Source organism: Malikia spinosa (genome assembly GCF_002980625.1).
Lineage (GTDB): Bacteria > Pseudomonadota > Gammaproteobacteria > Burkholderiales > Burkholderiaceae_C > Malikia > Malikia spinosa.
The window spans coordinates 1-16,417 of the sequence record NZ_PVLR01000038.1 but is presented as its reverse complement, the minus strand read 5'-3'; the positions used below and the strand labels follow the sequence as shown (position 1 = coordinate 16,417).

Here is a 16,417-nt window from a genome sequence, read left to right as displayed (position 1 = left end):
AGACTAGTCGGTCTGCAAGGCGAGCAAGGTCCTGTCATCGCTGCAGGCCACGCACAGCGCCGAATAGTTGTCGTGCCGGTGCGATGCGGTGTGCGCAATCCGGGCTGCCATCGCGTCGAGCCAGTCCCGGCCCACCGGCTGGCGTGACGGCTGGCAGGCCAGGGTCGACTCCATGCCGGCTTCATCGACCCATTCCCACCAGCCGTCCGAGCAGAGCAGGAACACATCGCCCGCCAGCACCTCGAACGCCTGCGGCGACACGCTGATCTCGAGCGGATCGGCAGCACCAATGGCTGAAGTCAGCAGATTACGCTGCGGATGGCTGCGGATCTGCGCGGCGTCCCAATAGCCGGCATCGACCAACTGCTGCACCAGGCTGTGGTCGCGCGTCTGGCGCAGGATGCGGCCCTGCCTGAACTGGTAGAGGCGCGAATCGCCGACATGGGCAAAGACGCCCTGCCCGCGCTCACGGTCGAGCAGCAGCAAGGCGGCGGTGGCATGCATGTCGTCGCGGGTCGCGCCCGAGGTCTTCTCACGCCGCACCGCCTGCTGGGCCTGCTGCAGCAGCGCCAGCGCCTGCGGGCCGGATGCCTCGGGCTGCTCCTGAAAAGCCTGCAACGCCGTTTGCACCACCAGCCGCGCCGCCAGGTCCCCGCTGCCGTGACCGCCGGCACCGTCGGACAACACCCAGCAAGCGGCCGGGCCGGATTGCCAGTAGCCGCAGGCGTCCTCGTTGCGCGAGCGCCCGCCAGTCTCGGAGCGAAAGCAGGTGTGGACTTGCAGCATGGGCTCAGGACTCGGAACTCGGGACTTTGCAATGAGACACCAGCCAGCGCCAGCGGCCACTATCTTGCGCCGTCGTCAGGCGACTGGCGCTGGTGCAGCGCTTCAAGCCTGCCCTGGGTCACCTCGCGCAACAGCTGGCCGACCCGCTCCATCAGTGCCGGCGTCAGCCAGGCGGGCAGGTGCGGCGGCTGGCCCAGGCCGCGCTGGAAAGCGGCCAGCAACTGGACGGCAGGATCATCAACTGGCGCCTCCCGCTGTGGCGGGGGAACCGCAGCGGCCTCGGTTAAGGAGGCCTGAAACTGTGGCTGTGGCTGTGGCTGTGGCTGTGGCTGTGGCGAAGCTGACTCGCGCGACTCCCAGGACAGCACCATGCCCGCGCTGGCGTCACGCCGACTGGCGCGCAAGCCAAACAGCTCGTCGATCGAGGGCGATTCCAGCGCCAGTCCCAGGCCCAGCACATCGCTGGCGGCCGGCTCGCTCGGCAAGACTGACACCAGGCCGACGCCCAAGGGCGGGGATGCCGACGCGGGGAAGGGATTGGTCAGCGGGACGGGTGCCGGCTGGGCGGGCGGCTTCGCTGCGGCAAAGACCGCAAACGGGTCATCGACAGGAACAGAGGCGGCAAGCCCGTGCCCCGGCTGCGCTGATTGCCCCGACTGCGACAACGGCGGTGACGACAGGGGCTGCAATGAATGCGCCCCCCGCGTCAGCGCCACGACTTCGAGCTCGTAGTCGCCGATCGCGAGCCGCTCGCCACCCGCCAGCGGCAATCGCCGGCCCCGGCCCAGCGGCTGACCATCGACCCGGGTCGGATTGCTGCCCAGATCGACCAGCACGAAGCCCTGGCCATCGAACTCGATGCGCGCCTGCAGGCGCGACACATGGCGTTGCGGGTCCGGCAGCAGCAGCTCGCAGGAGTCGTCGCGGCCCAGGCAGCCACCACGCAGGTCGAACTCGAAGGATGGCGGCGGCGGCTCGGACGGCAAGGGCGCGCCCTGCCAGCGCGAGACGCTGATGCGCAGGGCCGGTAGCGGCTCAGACAGCAGTCCAGGCAGCGGCTGCGACATCGCCAATCTCCTTCAGGGCGGACCGTTGAGCACGGTCTCGAAGGTATGCACGCCGCTTGCGCTGCCGGTCCGGAGCTGCGGCAGATACTCGACCCGGACCTTCTGGAAACTCAGGGCCAGCTCCTCGGTCAGGATGGCGCTGTCCTCGCCCTCCCCGCCCCGCAGGCGCTGCTGCACCAGCCGCGCGTTCTCGATCGTGAGGGTGAAATAGGCCAGCGGATCGCCACCGGCCTTGCGCACCGTCAGCACCGCCTTGCGGATCAGCTCGTTGGCGCGCAGGGCCGACATCAGCGCCGTGCTCGCGCTGTCGACCCGCTTGGTCAGGCGCAGCAGCTCGACATTGGTGCGCCCGGTCGGCAAGCCGAAGGCGTCGCCCGGACTGTCCATGCCCCAGGACCAGGACAGGACATCGATTTCCCCCGGGTGGGATGGGTCCTGGGACTCGCCGCGCAGCAGGCCCTGACGGCTGCCTTCTATGCGCAGAAAGATGTCGCGCTGGGCCATGGACAGCACTCATTGCAACAAGGGGGTGGTTTTCAGCCAGCTCAACCGGCCGGCGCGTTTTCGGCGATATTCCAAGCCGCGATCTTGGCGCCGCCCTGCTTGCCGCCCTTGGTGCTCTGGGTCTGGTATTCGAACTTGAACTCAGCGAAATTGAGCTTCAGGGTCTCGGTCAGCCGGTCCTCGCTGCCGCTGCCGCCGGTCGAGAGATCGCTGACGATGACCTCGCGCAGCGTGATCCTGATGTATTCGAGCGGCGCGTCGCCGGCCTTGCGCACGGTGAACACCGCCTGATCGAAATGGGTGCCCTTGCAGCAGCCCAGCATCAGCGCATGGGTCGAGGCGTCGACATACTTGGTCAGGCTCAGGTCCTGCACGCTGACCTTGCCCGAGCCGCCGCCACCGCCCATATGGGTGGTGCCGCTTTGCGACATGCCCCAGGACCAGGACAGGATGTCGATCTCACCCTTGTGCGACTTGTCCGTGGACTCGCCCTCCACGCCTTCGATCTTCAGGAACATGTCGATGGCCATAGCCGTTCTCCCTGTTTGACGGTCCACCCAGCGCTGCAAGACCAGCACCGGCAGGGTGGACCCCGACTGCCGGCGCCAGATTCTTCAGACGATCCGATCTCGATATCGGGCTCAGGCCGATTTCTCGCTCGGCAGCCGCGAAACCAGGCGCAGCGACACCGTCAGCCCCTCAAGCTGGTAATGCGGGCGCAGGTAGAACCGCGAGCGGTAGTAGCCCGGATCGCCCTCGACCGGCTCGATCACGACCTCGGCCGCCGCCAGCGGACGCCTGGCCTTGGTCTGCTCGGAGGAATGGGCCGGGTCGCCGTCGACATAATTCATGATCCAGTCCTGCAGCCAGCGCTCCATCGCGTCACGGTCCTTGAACGAACCGAGCTTGTCACGCACGATGCACTTGAGGTAATGGGCAAAGCGGCAACAGGCAAACAGATAAGGCAGTCGCGTCGCCAGCCTGGCATTGGCGCTGGCGTCCGGGTCGTCGTACTCGGTCGGTTTCTGCAGCGACTGGGCCCCGATGAAGGCGGCGAAATCCGAATGCTTGCGATGGATCAGCGGCATGAAACCGCTCCTGGCCAGCTCGGCCTCGCGGCGGTCGCTGATCGCGATCTCGGTCGGACACTTGATGTCGACGCCGCCGTCGTCGGTCGGGAAGGCATGCACCGGCAGCCCCTCGACCGCACCGCCCGACTCGATGCCGCGGATGCGCGAACACCAGCCGAACTCCTTGAACGAGCGGTTGATGTTGACCGCCATCGCATAGGCCGCATTGGCCCAGGTGTACTTGCTGTGGTCTGCCGCCCCGGTGTCTTCCTCGAAGTCGAACGCCTCAAGCGGATGGGTCCGGGCGCCATAGGGCAGTCGCGCCAGGAAGCGCGGCAGCGCCAGCCCCAGGTAGCGCGCGTCCTCGCTGGCGCGCAGCGCACGCCAAGCTGCGTATTCGGGCGTGGAAAAGATCTTGCCGAGGTCGCGCGGATTGGCCAGCTCCTGCCAGCTGTCCATCTGCAGCACGGCTGGCGAAGCACCCGCGATGAAGGGCGCATGGGCCGCCGCCGCGATCCGGGCCATCTCGCCCAGCAGCTCGGTGTCGGGCGGGCTGTGATCGAAGTAGTAGTCGCCGATCAGGCAACCGAACGGCTCGCCGCCGAGCTGGCCGTACTCCTCCTCGTAGACCTTCTTGAACAGCGGGCTCTGGTCCCAGCTCGTGCCCTTGAACTTCCTGAGCGTGCGACCGAGCTCGGCCTTCGAGACATCGAGGACCCGGATCTTGAGCCCCTCGTCGGTCTCGGTGTGGCTGACCAGATGCTGCAAGCCGCGCCAGGCGCCCTCAAGGCGCTGGAACTCCGGGTGATGCAGGATCAGGTTGAGCTGCGCGGACAGCTTGCGGTCGAGCTCGGCAATCAGGGCCTCGATCGACTGGACGGCGTCCTGGCCAGTCTGACTGGTCTGTCCAGACTGGTCGCCCGGGAGGATGGCGTCACCCTGGGCCAAGGCCTGCCGGGCCAGTGTCTGGACCGCCCGCAGCACCGCCGCCCGGGCCTGCTCCGACTTGGGCTTGAACTCGCGGCGCAGCAGTTCGGCCAGCGCGGCTGGCGCCTGCGCCAGTGCGGGTAGCGGCTCAGTCTGGGACTGCGACTGGGACTGGAAAGGCAGGTTGGACATCGGAATCACCTCCTGGGCCGGCTTCAGGTCTGACTGACGGTCTTGCTCTTGCCATCGGGCTCGGGCAAGGCGGGCCACGAGGCCAGCGACTCGAGCCAGGCCGGGTCATTCAGCACCTGAGCAATCAGTTCCTCGGCCCCGGTCTTGCCGTCCATGTAGGTGATCAGGTCGGCCAACTGCTGGCGCGCCGTCAGCAGCTGCTTCAAGGCCTCGACCTGCCGCGCGATCGACTCCGGGGAAAAATCCTCCATGCGCTCGAAGCTCAGGTCGACCTTGAGCTGGCCTTCACCGCTCAGGGCGTTGTCGACCTGGAAGGAGAGACGGGGCTGGATCGCCTTCATCCGGCTGTCGAAATTGTCGACATCGAACTCGAGGAACTTTCGCTCGGCCAGGGCGGCTGGCGGCAGCGCGGGGGGCGCGCCCGGCTGGCCCGACAGGTCGGCCAGCACCCCCATCACGAACGGCAGCTGGACCCGTTTCTCGGCGCCGTAGAGCTCGACCTCGTATTCGATCTGGACCCGCGACGCACGATTGCGCGCCATGAATTTCTGGCTGCTTTCCGGCATGTCCGTCCTCCCTTCCCTGAACACCCAAGTTCACCCACCGGCGGCACATTAGCAGAGAAGCGGTCAATCGTCATCCCTGGCTATTCTGGCTCCGACGACCTTTTCGGCCTGATCGAGTCCATCGGGCGCCATGTCGCGCAGCAATTCGAGAAAATCCATCTGCATCATCCGCTGCGCCCGACGCAACAGGATCTGGACCGGATTGGTGGGTTCATTCTTTTCGAGATACTGGCACAGCAGCGCCAGCATTTCAACGACCTGCTGCCGGCTATTGATTTGTCCTGGCAATTGGGCAACGGGACCATCCCGGGACAATTGATCCGCCACGGCTGACAAGTGACTGCCGGCCAACTCGGCTCCTGGTACGGCCGGCTCGGGCGTCAGCGTGGCGGCAGTGAGCTTGGCCACAGCCTGTGCCACGGTGTCGAGCATGGCGTGCAGGCGCAACAGGTCGGGCAGTGGCGGCTGGCCCAAGCGCTCAGCGCGCTGATCAGCCAGCCGCTGTGCTGGCCGCTGACCCAGCCGATCGGCCAGCACGGCGCGGATGGCTTCGAGCTGCTGTGGTGCTGCCTGCGCCACGGAAGCGAGCTCGGGCGAATGCTGCAGCGCAACTTCAAGCAGGCGCTCGACCTGGACGGCGGCTGGCCGGGCCTCCCCGGGCAGCGGCTCAAGGCGACCGGCTGCCAGCTCGAGCTCGCGCACCGTCAACTGGCCCTGCTGGCGCGAATCGAGCAGAAAACTGGCCCGGACATCGCCCGCGACCGAATCGAGCGCATCCAAAGCGGCCAGGGCATTGAGGCGCATGGTCGGGTCGCCGTCGTCCGGGTCGAGCCCGGGATGCACCCCATCCCAGTAGTCCTGCAGCAGCAGATGGACCAGCTCCAGGCCCTGCTGAATGGCGCCAAAGCCCTCGAGATGCAACTGGGCCCGGGTCAGCCAGATGGCCAACCGCAGATCCTTGCTGCGCAGCAACAGGGCCTGCGCCAGTTCGCGCACCTCGGACCAGGCAATCGGCGCGCCATCGGGCAAGGTCCGGCCACCCCGACCGTCCTGCTGGGAGACGCGGAACTCCGGCTCGGGCCGGGACCGCAGCACCTGTTGCAGCTGCAGGAAGTCCGGGTCGTATTCCAGGTCGGGGCCGCAGGGACAGGCGGCGGACAGCGGCAAACGCCATTGCTGCAGAATCATGACGATTTTTATAGCACAGGGATAGGCGAATCCCAAGTCGGTGTCAGGCTAATCGCTACCGTGCAATCATTCAGCTTATTAGATTGAGAGATTTTTAATATTTATTTCATTTCTTGACTGAAATATGCCTCACGTAGAATCAGTCCGTCTTTATTTCCAATACAAGCCCCATGAACGCACCGATCCGCAAGGCCGTTTTCCCGATTGCCGGTCTTGGCACCCGTTTCCTGCCCGCCACCAAGGCCAGCGCCAAGGAGATGCTGCCCGTGGTCGACAAGCCGCTGATCCAGTACGCGGTCGAGGAAGCCTATGCCGCCGGCATCCGCCAGATGATCTTCGTCACCGGTCGCACCAAGCGCAGCATCGAGGACCATTTCGACACCGCCTACGAACTCGAAAGCGAACTCGAGGCCGCTGGCAAGACCGAGCTGCTCGCTGTCGCGCGCTCGATCGCGCCCGATGACATGACCTGTGTCTATGTGCGCCAGCCGCGCGCGCTGGGCCTGGGACATGCCGTGCTGTGCGCCAAGGAACTGGTCGGCAACGAGGCTTTCGCCGTGCTGCTGGCCGACGACCTGATGGTCGGCCAGCCCCCGGTCATGGCGCAAATGGTCAAGCGCTACGCCGACTGGGGCACCAGCCTGCTGGCGGTGCAGGACGTGCCGCGCGAGCACACCAAGCGCTACGGCATCGTCTCGGGCCAGCAGGTGGCCGAGGACATGCTCGACGTGTCGGGCATCGTCGAAAAGCCGGCGCCCGAAGTCGCGCCGACCACGCTGGCCGTGGCCGGGCGCTACATCCTGACACCTGGCCTGTTCAAGGAACTCGAGAACCTGCCGCGTGGCGTTGGCGGCGAGATCCAGCTGACCGACGGCATCGCGCAGCTGCTGCGGCGCGAGAAGGTGTTTGCCTACCGCTACCAGGGCCAGCGCTACGACTGCGGCAGCAAGCTCGGCTTCCTGCAGGCCACGGTCGACCTGGGGCGCTGCCACCCCGAAGTCGGTGCCGACTTCACGGCCTGGCTGGAACAGCAGATCTGCTGAAGCTCAGCGCCCAGGCCGATCAGGCCTCATGAGGCCTCGTTCAGGCAGCCGCCACGGCGGCTGCGTCGTGGCGCTTGAGGCTGTGGCCTTGCGCGGTATAGGTACGCCAGCGCAAGCGTGCCGCCTCGCGCCCGGGCTGGTCCAGACCGACGATCTCGATCACCTTGCGGTAGTCCTCATAGGCCGGCGGCAGCCCGGACAGGGGCAGCAGGTTGATCAGCACCTCGGCGCCGGGCCAAACAACTGCCTGGTCCGCGATCAGGATCGGCGAATGGGCCCGCACTGATTCCTCGGCATCCCAGCGCGCGTGCGCAATGAAGTCCTCGGGCGCGAAAGTCCAGAGCGCCTGGTCGAGCTCGCGTGCCAGCTCCGGCGGCGCGCAGACCAGCGCGCTCATGCCGGCCTGGCGCACCTTGCGCAGCAGGCGCAACAGGTAGCGCAGCGGATCGGGCACGTTGAAGTGAAAGGCCACTTCGGGCTGGTGTGCCACGCTCAAGCCTTCTTGCGCGCCTTGGCCGCCTTCTTGGCCTTGGCAGGCTTGGCGCTCGGCGCAATCGTGGACGCCGTGGTCGCCGTCGTAGGGGCCGGGCTGGCCGGCTTTTCGAGCCGCACCGGTTTTTCCACCACCCGCGCCGGCTGATCGGCCGCAATGCGTGCGGCCTCGTCGACCAGATACTGCAGCAGCAGGCCGACCGGACGGCCGGTCGAACCCTTGGCCGCGCCGCTCTTCCAGGCCACGCCCGCGATGTCCAGATGGGCCCAGGCCTGGTTTTCCTGCACGAACTTCTGCAGAAACTTGGCCGCCGTCACGACACCGGCTTGGCGCCCGGCAACGTTGCCCATGTCGGCGAAATTGGACTTCAGGCCCTCGGCATACTCGTCGTCGAGCGGCATGCGCCAGCACAGGTCTTGCGCGGCAGCGCCGGCCTCCTGCAGCTGCTGCGCCAGCTCGTCCTGGTTGGCGAACAGCCCGGCGCGCACGCCGCCGAGCGCAATCACGCAAGCCCCGGTCAGGGTCGCGATGTCGATCAGCGCGCGCGGCTCGAAGCGCTGGGCATAGGTCAGCGCGTCGCACAGGATCAGCCGGCCCTCGGCATCGGTGTTGAGCACCTCGATGGTCTGGCCGCTCATGCTGGTCACGACATCGCCCGGCTTGACCGCGCGACCGCTCGGCATGTTCTCGCAGGCCGGGATCAGGCCGACCACGTTGACGGCCGGCTTGAGCTCGGCCAGCGCCGCGAAGGTACCCAGCACGCTGGCGGCACCCCCCATGTCGAACTTCATCTCGTCCATCTCGGCCGCTGGCTTGATCGAGATACCGCCGGTATCGAAGGTCACGCCCTTGCCGACCAGCACCACCGGCGCGACCGACTTGTGCGCGCCCTGGTACTTCAGCACGATGAAGCGCAGCGGCTGCTCCGAGCCCTGGGACACGGCCATGAAGGCGCCCATGCCCAAGGCCTCGACCTCGGCCGGGCCCAGGATCTCGGCGCTCAGGTGCGACTTCTTGGCCAGCTGGCGCGCGGCATCGGCCAGCAGCGTCGGCGTGGCATGGTTGGCCGGGCGGTTCGCCCATTCCTTGGCCAGCTCGATGCCGCGCACCGTGGCGCAACCGAGCTCGAAGCCCGAGCGCACTGCGCCGGCATCGGTCACGCCCAGGTCGACGCGGCGGATCGCGCGCGGCTGCGGCAGGCTCTTGGTGGCGGTGTAGACATAGCTGGCATCGGCCACGGCCTGCACCAGCGCATTGATGGCGGCCACGGCCAGCGATCCGGCATAGACACCCAGGGTCTTGAGCTTGAGGCCCTTGAGCGGGGCCATCGCCGCCAGTGCCGCCTTGCGCACCTGGGCCGCCGAGCCGTCACCGGCGCGCACGAACAGCAGCCGGCGCGCCGTCACGCCAGGCAGGCCGTAGGCCTGCAGCAGCTTGCCCGCGCCCTCTTCCAGGTCCTTGGCCGCCAGCGCGGACTGGACCCAGACGCTGATCGGGTCTTGCGCATGACGGCTGGCCGCCAGCACCTCGTCGGCGCACAGCACCAGCAACGCGTCAACTTCCCATTCGGCCGCCTGGGCCAGGCTCACGGACTTGAGTTCGAAGTTCATAATATCGACACCAATAAAAATTTAGTCGATGTTATTCCATTCAACTATCAGGCGAGAGCTCGCGCGCAGCTTCGGTGCCAACCTGCTGGTGCTGTTCACCATCGTGCTGACGATGCTGCTGATCCGCACCCTGGGCATGGCCAGCAAGGGCAGCGTCAACCCGCAGGAAATCCTGCTGGTGCTGACCTACACCGTGATGGCGCAAATGCCGATCGTGCTGACGATCGCGTTGTTCGTCGCCATCGTCTCGACGCTGTCGCGCATGTACGCCGACAGCGAGATGTTCATCTGGTTCTCGGCCGGTCGCGGCCTGGCCAGCTTCCTGCCGCCGATATTGCGCTTCGCCTGGCCGGTGCTGCTGGCCATCACCTTGCTGGTGGTCTGGGCCTGGCCCTGGGCCAATGCGCAGACCGAACTGCTGCGCATCCGCTACGAGCAGCGCGGCGACCTCGACCGCGTCAGCCCGGGCCAGTTCATGGAATCCTCGGGCGGGCGGCGCGTGTTCTTCATCGACCGCGACACCTCGGGCGGCAAGCAGGGCCGCAACGTCTTCATCGCCGACACCGATGCCAACGGCCGCGAGACCATCACCTCGGCCCAGGCCGGCCGGATCGAATGGATCGGCCAGGACCAGTTCCTGATGCTCGACCGCGGTCAGCGGCTCGAACTGCCGCCGCCCGACCAGGCCAATGACACCATCCGCGTCAGCGAATTCGAAAGCTACGGCATCCGCATCGGCGGCAAGGCAGCACTTGACGGCCAGTCGGCCAAGTTCAAGGCGCTGCCGACGCTGGAGCTGCTGCAAGACCCGACCCCGGCGGCGCTCGGCGAACTGTCCTGGCGCATCGGCATGGCAATCACGGCGCTCAACTTCGTGCTGATCGCGGTCGCGGTCTCGGTGTCGAATCCGCGCGCCGGGCGCAGCGGCAACCTGGTGTTCCTGCTGTTCAGCTTCGTGCTCTACTACAACCTGGTCAACCTGGGCACCGGCTGGATCGCGGCCGGCAAGTTCGACTGGCGGCTCTACATGCTGGCCGTGCATGGCGGCGTGCTGACGGTCACGCTGGCCTGGCTGGCCAAGCGCCACTACAACTGGCAGCTCTGGCCCAGGCGCAGCGCCAGCGCCACGGCAGCTACAACGACGGCAACGGCAACAACGCCCCAAGGGGGCCACGCATGAAGACCTTGCGCCGCCTGATCTATGGCGAAATCCTGATCGCCGTCCTGTTCGTGCTACTGGCCTTCCTGGCGCTGTTCTCCTTCTTCGACCTGGTCGACGAGCTGCCCACGCTGGGCCGCGCCTCGCCGCTCGACCCGACCCGGGTCTATGCGCTGCCACAGGCGCTGGCCTATGTCGCGCTGCAACTGCCGACCCGCATCTACGAGCTGCTGCCGATCGCGGTACTGATCGGCAGCGTGTTCGTGCTGGTGCGGCTGGCACAAAGCTCCGAGTTCACCATCCTGCGCACCAGCGGACTGGGCCCGGGCCGCGCGCTGCGCACCCTGCTCGGACTTGGCGCCGGCTTCGTGCTGCTGACCTTCGCGATCGGCGACTATGTCGCGCCCGCCGCCGGCAAGACCGGCCAGCTGCTCAAGTCCCATTACCAGGGCCGTACCACCCTGGGCCGCACCGGCGCCTGGCTCAAGGAGCGCAGCGAGGACAGCCAGTTCTCGGTCAACGTCGGCGCGCTCGGGGCCGACGGCGCACTGCAGGAAGTGCGCATCTTCGAGTTCGGCGACGACGGCCGCCTGCGCTCGACCCTCAAGGCCGCAACCGGCCAGATCGCCAGCAGCGGCGGCAGCGGCACAGGCGGTCACTGGCAGCTGCAACAGGTCCAGCGCCAGCAATTCGACACCCGGGGCGGCCAGGCCAATGTGCAGCGCCAAACCCTGGCGCAATGGGACTGGCCGACCGGACTCAGCAGCGAAATGGTCTCGGTCGCGCTGCTCAAGCCCGAGCGCATGGCCACGCTCGACCTGTTCCGCTACGTGCGCCACCTCGAAGCCAACGGCCAGAACGCCCAGCGCTACGAGATCGAATTCTGGCGCAAGCTGTTCTACCCGCTGAGCTGCCTGGTCATGGTCGTGCTCGCGCTGCCGTTCGCCTACCTGCATTTCCGCTCCGGCGGGGTCGCGGGCTATGTGTTCCTGGGCGTGATGCTCGGCATCAGCTTCTTCCTGCTCAGCAACGTGTTCGGCTACATCGGCAACCTGCGTGCCTGGGCACCCTGGCTGGTCGCAGCTGCGCCCTCGCTGCTCTACTCGCTGGTCTCGCTCGGCGCCTTCGGCTGGCTGGTGCTCAGGCATTAACCCCCGCACAAACTAGGACCTACATGCTCGCCATCCTCATCTTCGCCCACGGTTCGCGCGACCCGCTCTGGCGCGCGCCGGTCGAAGCCGTCGCCCACGCCGTGCGCGCCCAGGCCCCCGACGCCCATGTCGCCTGCGCCTACCTCGAACTCTGCACGCCGGAGCTGCCCGAAGCCGCGGCCCAGGCCATCGCCGCTGGCGCGTCCGAAGTGCGCGTGCTGCCGCTGTTCTTCGGCATGGGCAAGCATGCGCGCGAAGACCTGCCGCTGCTGATGACGCAACTGCGCCAGGCGCACCCCGATGTCGCGTTCAAATTGCTGCCGACCGCTGGCGAGCAGCCACGCCTGACCGCGCTGCTGGCCGAGCTCGCGCTGGAAGCCGAATGAACCTGCACCAGTTCCGCTTCGTCCAGGAGGCCGTGCGCCGCAACCTCAACCTGACCGAGGCGGCCAAGGCCCTGCACACCTCGCAGCCGGGCGTGTCGAAGGCCATCATCGAGCTCGAGGACGAGCTTGGGGTCGAGATATTCTCGCGCCACGGCAAACGCATCAAGCGCGTGACCGAGCCCGGCCAGCATGTGCTCAAAAGCATCGACATCATCCTGCGCGAGGTCAACAACCTCAAGCGCATCGGCGAACAGTTCTCGGCCCAGGACAGCGGCACCCTCAGCATCGCCACCACCCACACCCAGGCCCGCTACGTGCTGCCCGGTCCGGTGGCCAAGCTGCGCATCGCCTACCCCAAGGTCGGCATCAGCCTGCACCAGGGCTCGCCGGACCAGGTCGCGCGCATGCTGATCGAGGAAACGGCCGAAATCGGCATCGCCACCGAATCGCTGGGCCAGTACGACGAACTCGTCACCCTGCCCTGCTACGACTGGCAACATGTGCTGGTGCTGCCGTTCGGCCATCCGCTGCTCGACAAGGAACGCATCAGCCTGGAAGACCTGGCCAAGCTGCCGCTGATCACCTACCACCCGACCTTCACCGGCCGCACCCGCATCGACCAGGCCTTCGCACAGCGTCAGCTGGTGCCCAATGTGGTGCTCGACGCGATCGACTCCGACGTGATCAAGACCTACGTCAAGCTCGGCATGGGCGTGGGCATCGTGGCCGAGATGGCGATGCAGGGCGACGAACGCAGCCCCGACCTGGTCGCGCGCCCGGCTGGCCACCTGTTTGGCCAGAACGTCGCGCGCGTGGCCTTCAAGCGTGGCGCCTACCTGCGGCTGTTCGTGCTGAAGTTCGCCGAATTCCTCAGCGACCGCCTGAGCCGCGATCTGATCATGAAGGTCATGCAGGGCCAGGGTCACGACTACGAAATGTAGCCAAGGTTTCATCATGATGATCAATCTCCCACATCCGGTACTCGACGCGCTGCAAGACAGCGCCTGGTACCTCGCCTACACCAAGCCCAAGTCCGAAGAAATCGGGCGCGACAACCTGCTCAAGCAAGGCTTCGAGGCCTGGCTGCCCAAGATCAAGGCCGTCAAGCCACGCCGACGCAAGGCCGAGGACGCCTTGTTCACGCAGGAAGCCATGTTCCCGCGCTACCTGTTCTTCCGCCCGGCACACCCGCAGCAATCGATCTCGGTCGTGCGCTCGACGCTCGGCATCACCAGCCTGGTGCGTTTCGGCCACGAATTTGCCCAACTGCCGCACGACAAGCTCAAGCAGATCGCGCAGTGGATCGAACAGCAGCAGGAGCGCTCGGCGGCCGAACTCATGGGCCTGCAGCCCGGCACGGCGGTCAAGGTCGTGGCCGGACCGCTGGCCGGCTTGGACGCGCTGGTGCGCATGACGGCGCAGGATCGAGTGATAGTTTTGCTGCAACTGCTAGGAAAAGACCACGAAGTGGCAATCCCCTATCAGTCGCTGGCATGCGCCTGACAAGCATCCGACAGCAATCCGGTCAAAATGCAATAAAAACTGCTTCCTGCTGACTCATAATGACCCAGCAAGGCAATTGCACCATTCCATCAACTTGACAAGTCCGAGGACATCATGACTTTCCTACTCAAGCAAACCTTCAAAATGCTGGCAATCGCCGGCCTCGTCAGCGGTCTGGCAGCTTGCGGCGGCGGCGGCGACGGCACCCTGGTGACCCAAGACCTGAAGGCCGTCACGGTCAGCGCAGCCACCGAAGCCACGGCTGAACAGTACGCCAAGCTGCTGGTCAACAAGACTGCCAGCCTGCCGGTCGGCGCCATCTTCACCGAAGCCGGTGCACCGACCGTGGCTGCCAACACCAGCTTCACCTTCACCCCGATCCCGGCTGGCGCCCCGGCCAACGCGATTTCCGGCTTCACGCTGAACTCCGCCCAGGGCACCTTCAGCGGCTACATCGCTGCCGGCTCCACCATCCTGTGCGGCAAGGGCACCTGGGGCGGCACGACCTACCCGATCCCGCCCAGCACCGGCGACGCCAACGGCAACGCCTGCTTCACCATCAACGGCAACATGGTGCTCGACCCGAACACCGACCGTCTGGTGGCTGGCACGCAAAACGTCGACATCACCGTGACCATCACGGGTGCCGGCACCACCAGCCGCTCGACCGTCAGCACCAGCGTGACTGTCACCTACAGCGCTGACGGTACCACGGCCACCATCACCGACAGCACTGGCAACAGCTTCGTGGTCGACACCGTTGTCGTCACCGGCAGCGTAACCGGCGCCAACACCTGATCGAGCGCCCCTGACATGCCGCTTGGCGCGGCCTGTCAACCGCCTAGGCCCGCCCCGTGCGGGCCTTTTTCATGGGCGTGGCGCCACACCCACATATCCCAAGCGAAATTCGATCAAAATACAACAAAACTCCTCTCGATATCTCATAATGAGGCGGCAAGGCAATTGCGCTTTTTCTTCAACTTGACGAGCGAGAGGACGACATGAATTTTCGATTCAACCCAACCTTGAGGATGCTGGCAGTCGCTGGCGTCATCGGTAGCCTGGCGGCTTGCGGCGGCGGTGGTGGTGGCAGCCCGGTGATCACTCCGCCGGCCGAGGTCATCACGGCGGCGTACAAGTACCAGCTGGTCTTCGTCGACGCGGTGACCAATGCCCCGATCACCGACCCGCTGTCGGTCAACTTCACCGGCCAGTCAATCACCGACAACGAGGTGCTCGACTCCGAGAACAAGTCGGTCAAGGGTCGCACCCTCAGCACCAACAACGGCCTGCTGACCGTCGTCGCCAACTTCAACGGCAGCAACGACTTCTTCGCCTTCACCGGCGGCAATCTGGCGCTGGGCTGGAACACCTCGGGCACGCAGATCACCAAGGATCTGTCGAAGGAAGGCGACCAGGTCATCACCGTCAAGCTGACCAACTCCAAGCCAGCCAAGGTCGCCGCGCTCAACGCCGACACCGACCTGGGCCTGGCCATGGCCACCGGCACCGCCACGGCCAGCGCCACCGGCGTGATCGCCAGCAACACCGTCGTGAGCACGGCGCCCAAGACCGTCACCAACGACCAGGGCGTTTCGGAGCCGGTCGGCACCGCCAAGATCACCATCCCGGCCAACACGGTGGCGCGCGATGCCAACGGCGTTGCCGCATCGGGCGGCCTGACCCTGACCGTCACCAAGTACTCCAACAACGAAACCCAGTCGCTGCAAGCCTTCCCGGGCGGCTTCGCCCCCACGGTGTCGGACCCCAACAGCAGCTACCTCGGCGCTGGCGTGACCGAAGCCAGCGGCAACTTCATCACTGGCGGCTTCGCGCAGTTCAACGTCACCGACAGCACCGGCAAGGCGATCAAGAACTTCGACACCCCGGTCACCCTGACGATCGACCTGCCCAAGAGCTCCAAGAACCCCGAAACCGGCGCCTTGCTGATGGCGGGCGACATCTACCCGATCTGGAGCTTCGACGAAACCACCGGCAAGTGGGCCTTCGAACAGAACGGCACCATCCGCGAGAAGTCGCCGGTCGATGCCAACAACTTCGAAGTCGTCTTCACCTCGAAGCACCTGTCCTACTGGAACCTGGACTGGCTGTACTGGCAAGCCGGCGCCAACTGCGACGGCCGCCTCAACATCACGGGCCGTCCGGCAGGCGACAACCGCGCCCTGTATGTCGACATCACCGGCGTGGCAGGCACCAACTACTACATGTCGGCGCTGAAAAACCAGCCGATCACCGACTCGCTGCTCAACCTGGCCAAGTCGCCCAAGACCAACGTCAACATCAGGATCCGCACCGCTGACGGCGTGCTGCGCGGCAGCGCCAACAACGTGAACCTGTGCACCACCGCCGCTGGCGGCGGCGCCACCGTCCAGGTCAGCCTGCCCACGGTGTCCTACGCCTCGCTGGTGACCACGGTGACCGAATCCTGCCCGGACGGCTCCTTCCAGCGCGCGAGCCCGACCTCGGTCTGGCTCTACACCAACAACTGGCGCGGCGGCTACACCGCCACCGGCACCAGCACCCTCAGCAACATCGAGTCCGGCAGCGCCGGCACGCTGTGGGCCTGGAACCGGCTCACCAGCCAGTGGGTGACCCGCAGCGTCACGGTCAACGCCCCGACCACGTCGCAGGCCTTCAACTTCAACAACCTGCAGTGCACCACCGGGGGCATCACCGGCGCCCAGTAAGCCACCACAACGCCCGGCCGTCATCCAGACCGGCCGGGCCTACGAGAAAACCCGCCGCGGCGGG

At 66.3% G+C, this 16,417-nt stretch carries 17 protein-coding genes; 8 read left to right on the top strand and 9 right to left on the bottom strand.

Annotated features, from left to right (window positions below):
• Nucleotides 1–3: 3 nt before the first annotated feature.
• The 7 genes from C6P61_RS12965 to tssA all read right to left on the bottom strand — a co-directional run bounded on the left by C6P61_RS12965 (nt 4) and on the right by tssA (nt 6,300).
• Nucleotides 4–786: a PP2C family protein-serine/threonine phosphatase gene (locus C6P61_RS12965; RefSeq protein ID WP_105730350.1), complete on the bottom strand. Its 783-nt coding sequence runs from the start codon at nt 784–786 to the stop codon at nt 4–6.
• Between the two features lie 59 nt (nt 787–845).
• A complete protein-coding gene (locus C6P61_RS12960; protein ID WP_105730349.1) occupies nt 846–1,853 on the bottom strand; it encodes an FHA domain-containing protein in 1,008 nt (335 codons plus the stop codon).
• Between the two features lie 12 nt (nt 1,854–1,865).
• Nucleotides 1,866–2,357, bottom strand: coding sequence for an Hcp family type VI secretion system effector (locus C6P61_RS12955; protein ID WP_105730348.1), 492 nt, complete (start codon nt 2,355–2,357; stop codon nt 1,866–1,868).
• Between the two features lie 41 nt (nt 2,358–2,398).
• Nucleotides 2,399–2,887, bottom strand: a complete 489-nt coding sequence (locus C6P61_RS12950) for an Hcp family type VI secretion system effector (RefSeq protein WP_105730347.1) — start codon at nt 2,885–2,887, stop codon at nt 2,399–2,401.
• 111 nt (nt 2,888–2,998) lie between these two features.
• Nucleotides 2,999–4,546: a type VI secretion system contractile sheath large subunit gene (gene tssC / locus C6P61_RS12945; protein WP_105730346.1), complete on the bottom strand. Its 1,548-nt coding sequence runs from the start codon at nt 4,544–4,546 to the stop codon at nt 2,999–3,001.
• A 23-nt stretch (nt 4,547–4,569) separates the two neighbouring features.
• Nucleotides 4,570–5,112 carry a type VI secretion system contractile sheath small subunit gene (gene tssB, locus C6P61_RS12940; RefSeq protein ID WP_105730345.1) on the bottom strand — a complete coding sequence of 181 codons (543 nt, stop codon included), beginning with the start codon at nt 5,110–5,112 and terminating at the stop codon, nt 4,570–4,572.
• Between the two features lie 63 nt (nt 5,113–5,175).
• Nucleotides 5,176–6,300 carry a type VI secretion system protein TssA gene (gene tssA / locus C6P61_RS12935; RefSeq protein ID WP_105730344.1) on the bottom strand — a complete coding sequence of 375 codons (1,125 nt, stop codon included), beginning with the start codon at nt 6,298–6,300 and terminating at the stop codon, nt 5,176–5,178.
• Between the two features lie 170 nt (nt 6,301–6,470).
• Between tssA and galU the strand changes: the two genes are divergently transcribed.
• Nucleotides 6,471–7,343, top strand: coding sequence for a UTP--glucose-1-phosphate uridylyltransferase GalU (gene galU, locus C6P61_RS12930; protein WP_105730343.1), 873 nt, complete (start codon nt 6,471–6,473; stop codon nt 7,341–7,343).
• Nucleotides 7,344–7,383: 40 nt separating this feature from the next.
• Here the strand turns inward: galU and C6P61_RS12925 are convergent, their stop codons facing one another.
• Both C6P61_RS12925 and C6P61_RS12920 read right to left on the bottom strand, forming a co-directional pair.
• Entirely contained in the window at nt 7,384–7,833 is a 450-nt protein-coding gene (locus C6P61_RS12925; RefSeq protein ID WP_170067388.1) for a DNA polymerase III subunit chi, read from the bottom strand.
• A gap of 2 nt (nt 7,834–7,835) precedes the next feature.
• Entirely contained in the window at nt 7,836–9,446 is a 1,611-nt protein-coding gene (locus tag C6P61_RS12920; protein ID WP_105730341.1) for a leucyl aminopeptidase, read from the bottom strand.
• Between the two features lie 28 nt (nt 9,447–9,474).
• Here C6P61_RS12920 and lptF point away from each other — a divergent pair, with 28 nt between their 5' ends.
• The 7 genes from lptF to C6P61_RS12885 all read left to right on the top strand — a co-directional run bounded on the left by lptF (nt 9,475) and on the right by C6P61_RS12885 (nt 16,353).
• Nucleotides 9,475–10,626: an LPS export ABC transporter permease LptF gene (gene lptF / locus C6P61_RS12915; protein ID WP_105730340.1), complete on the top strand. Its 1,152-nt coding sequence runs from the start codon at nt 9,475–9,477 to the stop codon at nt 10,624–10,626.
• Nucleotides 10,623–11,756 carry an LPS export ABC transporter permease LptG gene (lptG, locus tag C6P61_RS12910; RefSeq protein ID WP_105730339.1) on the top strand — a complete coding sequence of 378 codons (1,134 nt, stop codon included), beginning with the start codon at nt 10,623–10,625 and terminating at the stop codon, nt 11,754–11,756. The genes lptF and lptG overlap by 4 nt, the downstream gene beginning before the upstream one ends.
• 23 nt (nt 11,757–11,779) lie before the next feature.
• The gene (locus tag C6P61_RS12905) at nt 11,780–12,142 is read left to right on the top strand and encodes a sirohydrochlorin chelatase (RefSeq protein ID WP_105730338.1); all 363 of its coding nucleotides are present in this window, start codon (nt 11,780–11,782) and stop codon (nt 12,140–12,142) included.
• Nucleotides 12,139–13,083, top strand: a complete 945-nt coding sequence (locus C6P61_RS12900; RefSeq protein WP_105730337.1) for a CysB family HTH-type transcriptional regulator — start codon at nt 12,139–12,141, stop codon at nt 13,081–13,083. Before C6P61_RS12905 ends, C6P61_RS12900 begins: the two co-directional genes overlap by 4 nt.
• 13 nt (nt 13,084–13,096) lie before the next feature.
• Nucleotides 13,097–13,645 carry a transcription termination/antitermination NusG family protein gene (locus C6P61_RS12895; RefSeq protein ID WP_105730336.1) on the top strand — a complete coding sequence of 183 codons (549 nt, stop codon included), beginning with the start codon at nt 13,097–13,099 and terminating at the stop codon, nt 13,643–13,645.
• 114 nt (nt 13,646–13,759) lie between these two features.
• Nucleotides 13,760–14,443: a hypothetical protein gene (locus C6P61_RS12890; protein WP_105730335.1), complete on the top strand. Its 684-nt coding sequence runs from the start codon at nt 13,760–13,762 to the stop codon at nt 14,441–14,443.
• 203 nt (nt 14,444–14,646) lie between these two features.
• Nucleotides 14,647–16,353: a hypothetical protein gene (locus tag C6P61_RS12885; protein ID WP_146115051.1), complete on the top strand. Its 1,707-nt coding sequence runs from the start codon at nt 14,647–14,649 to the stop codon at nt 16,351–16,353.
• Nucleotides 16,354–16,417 lie beyond the last annotated feature (64 nt).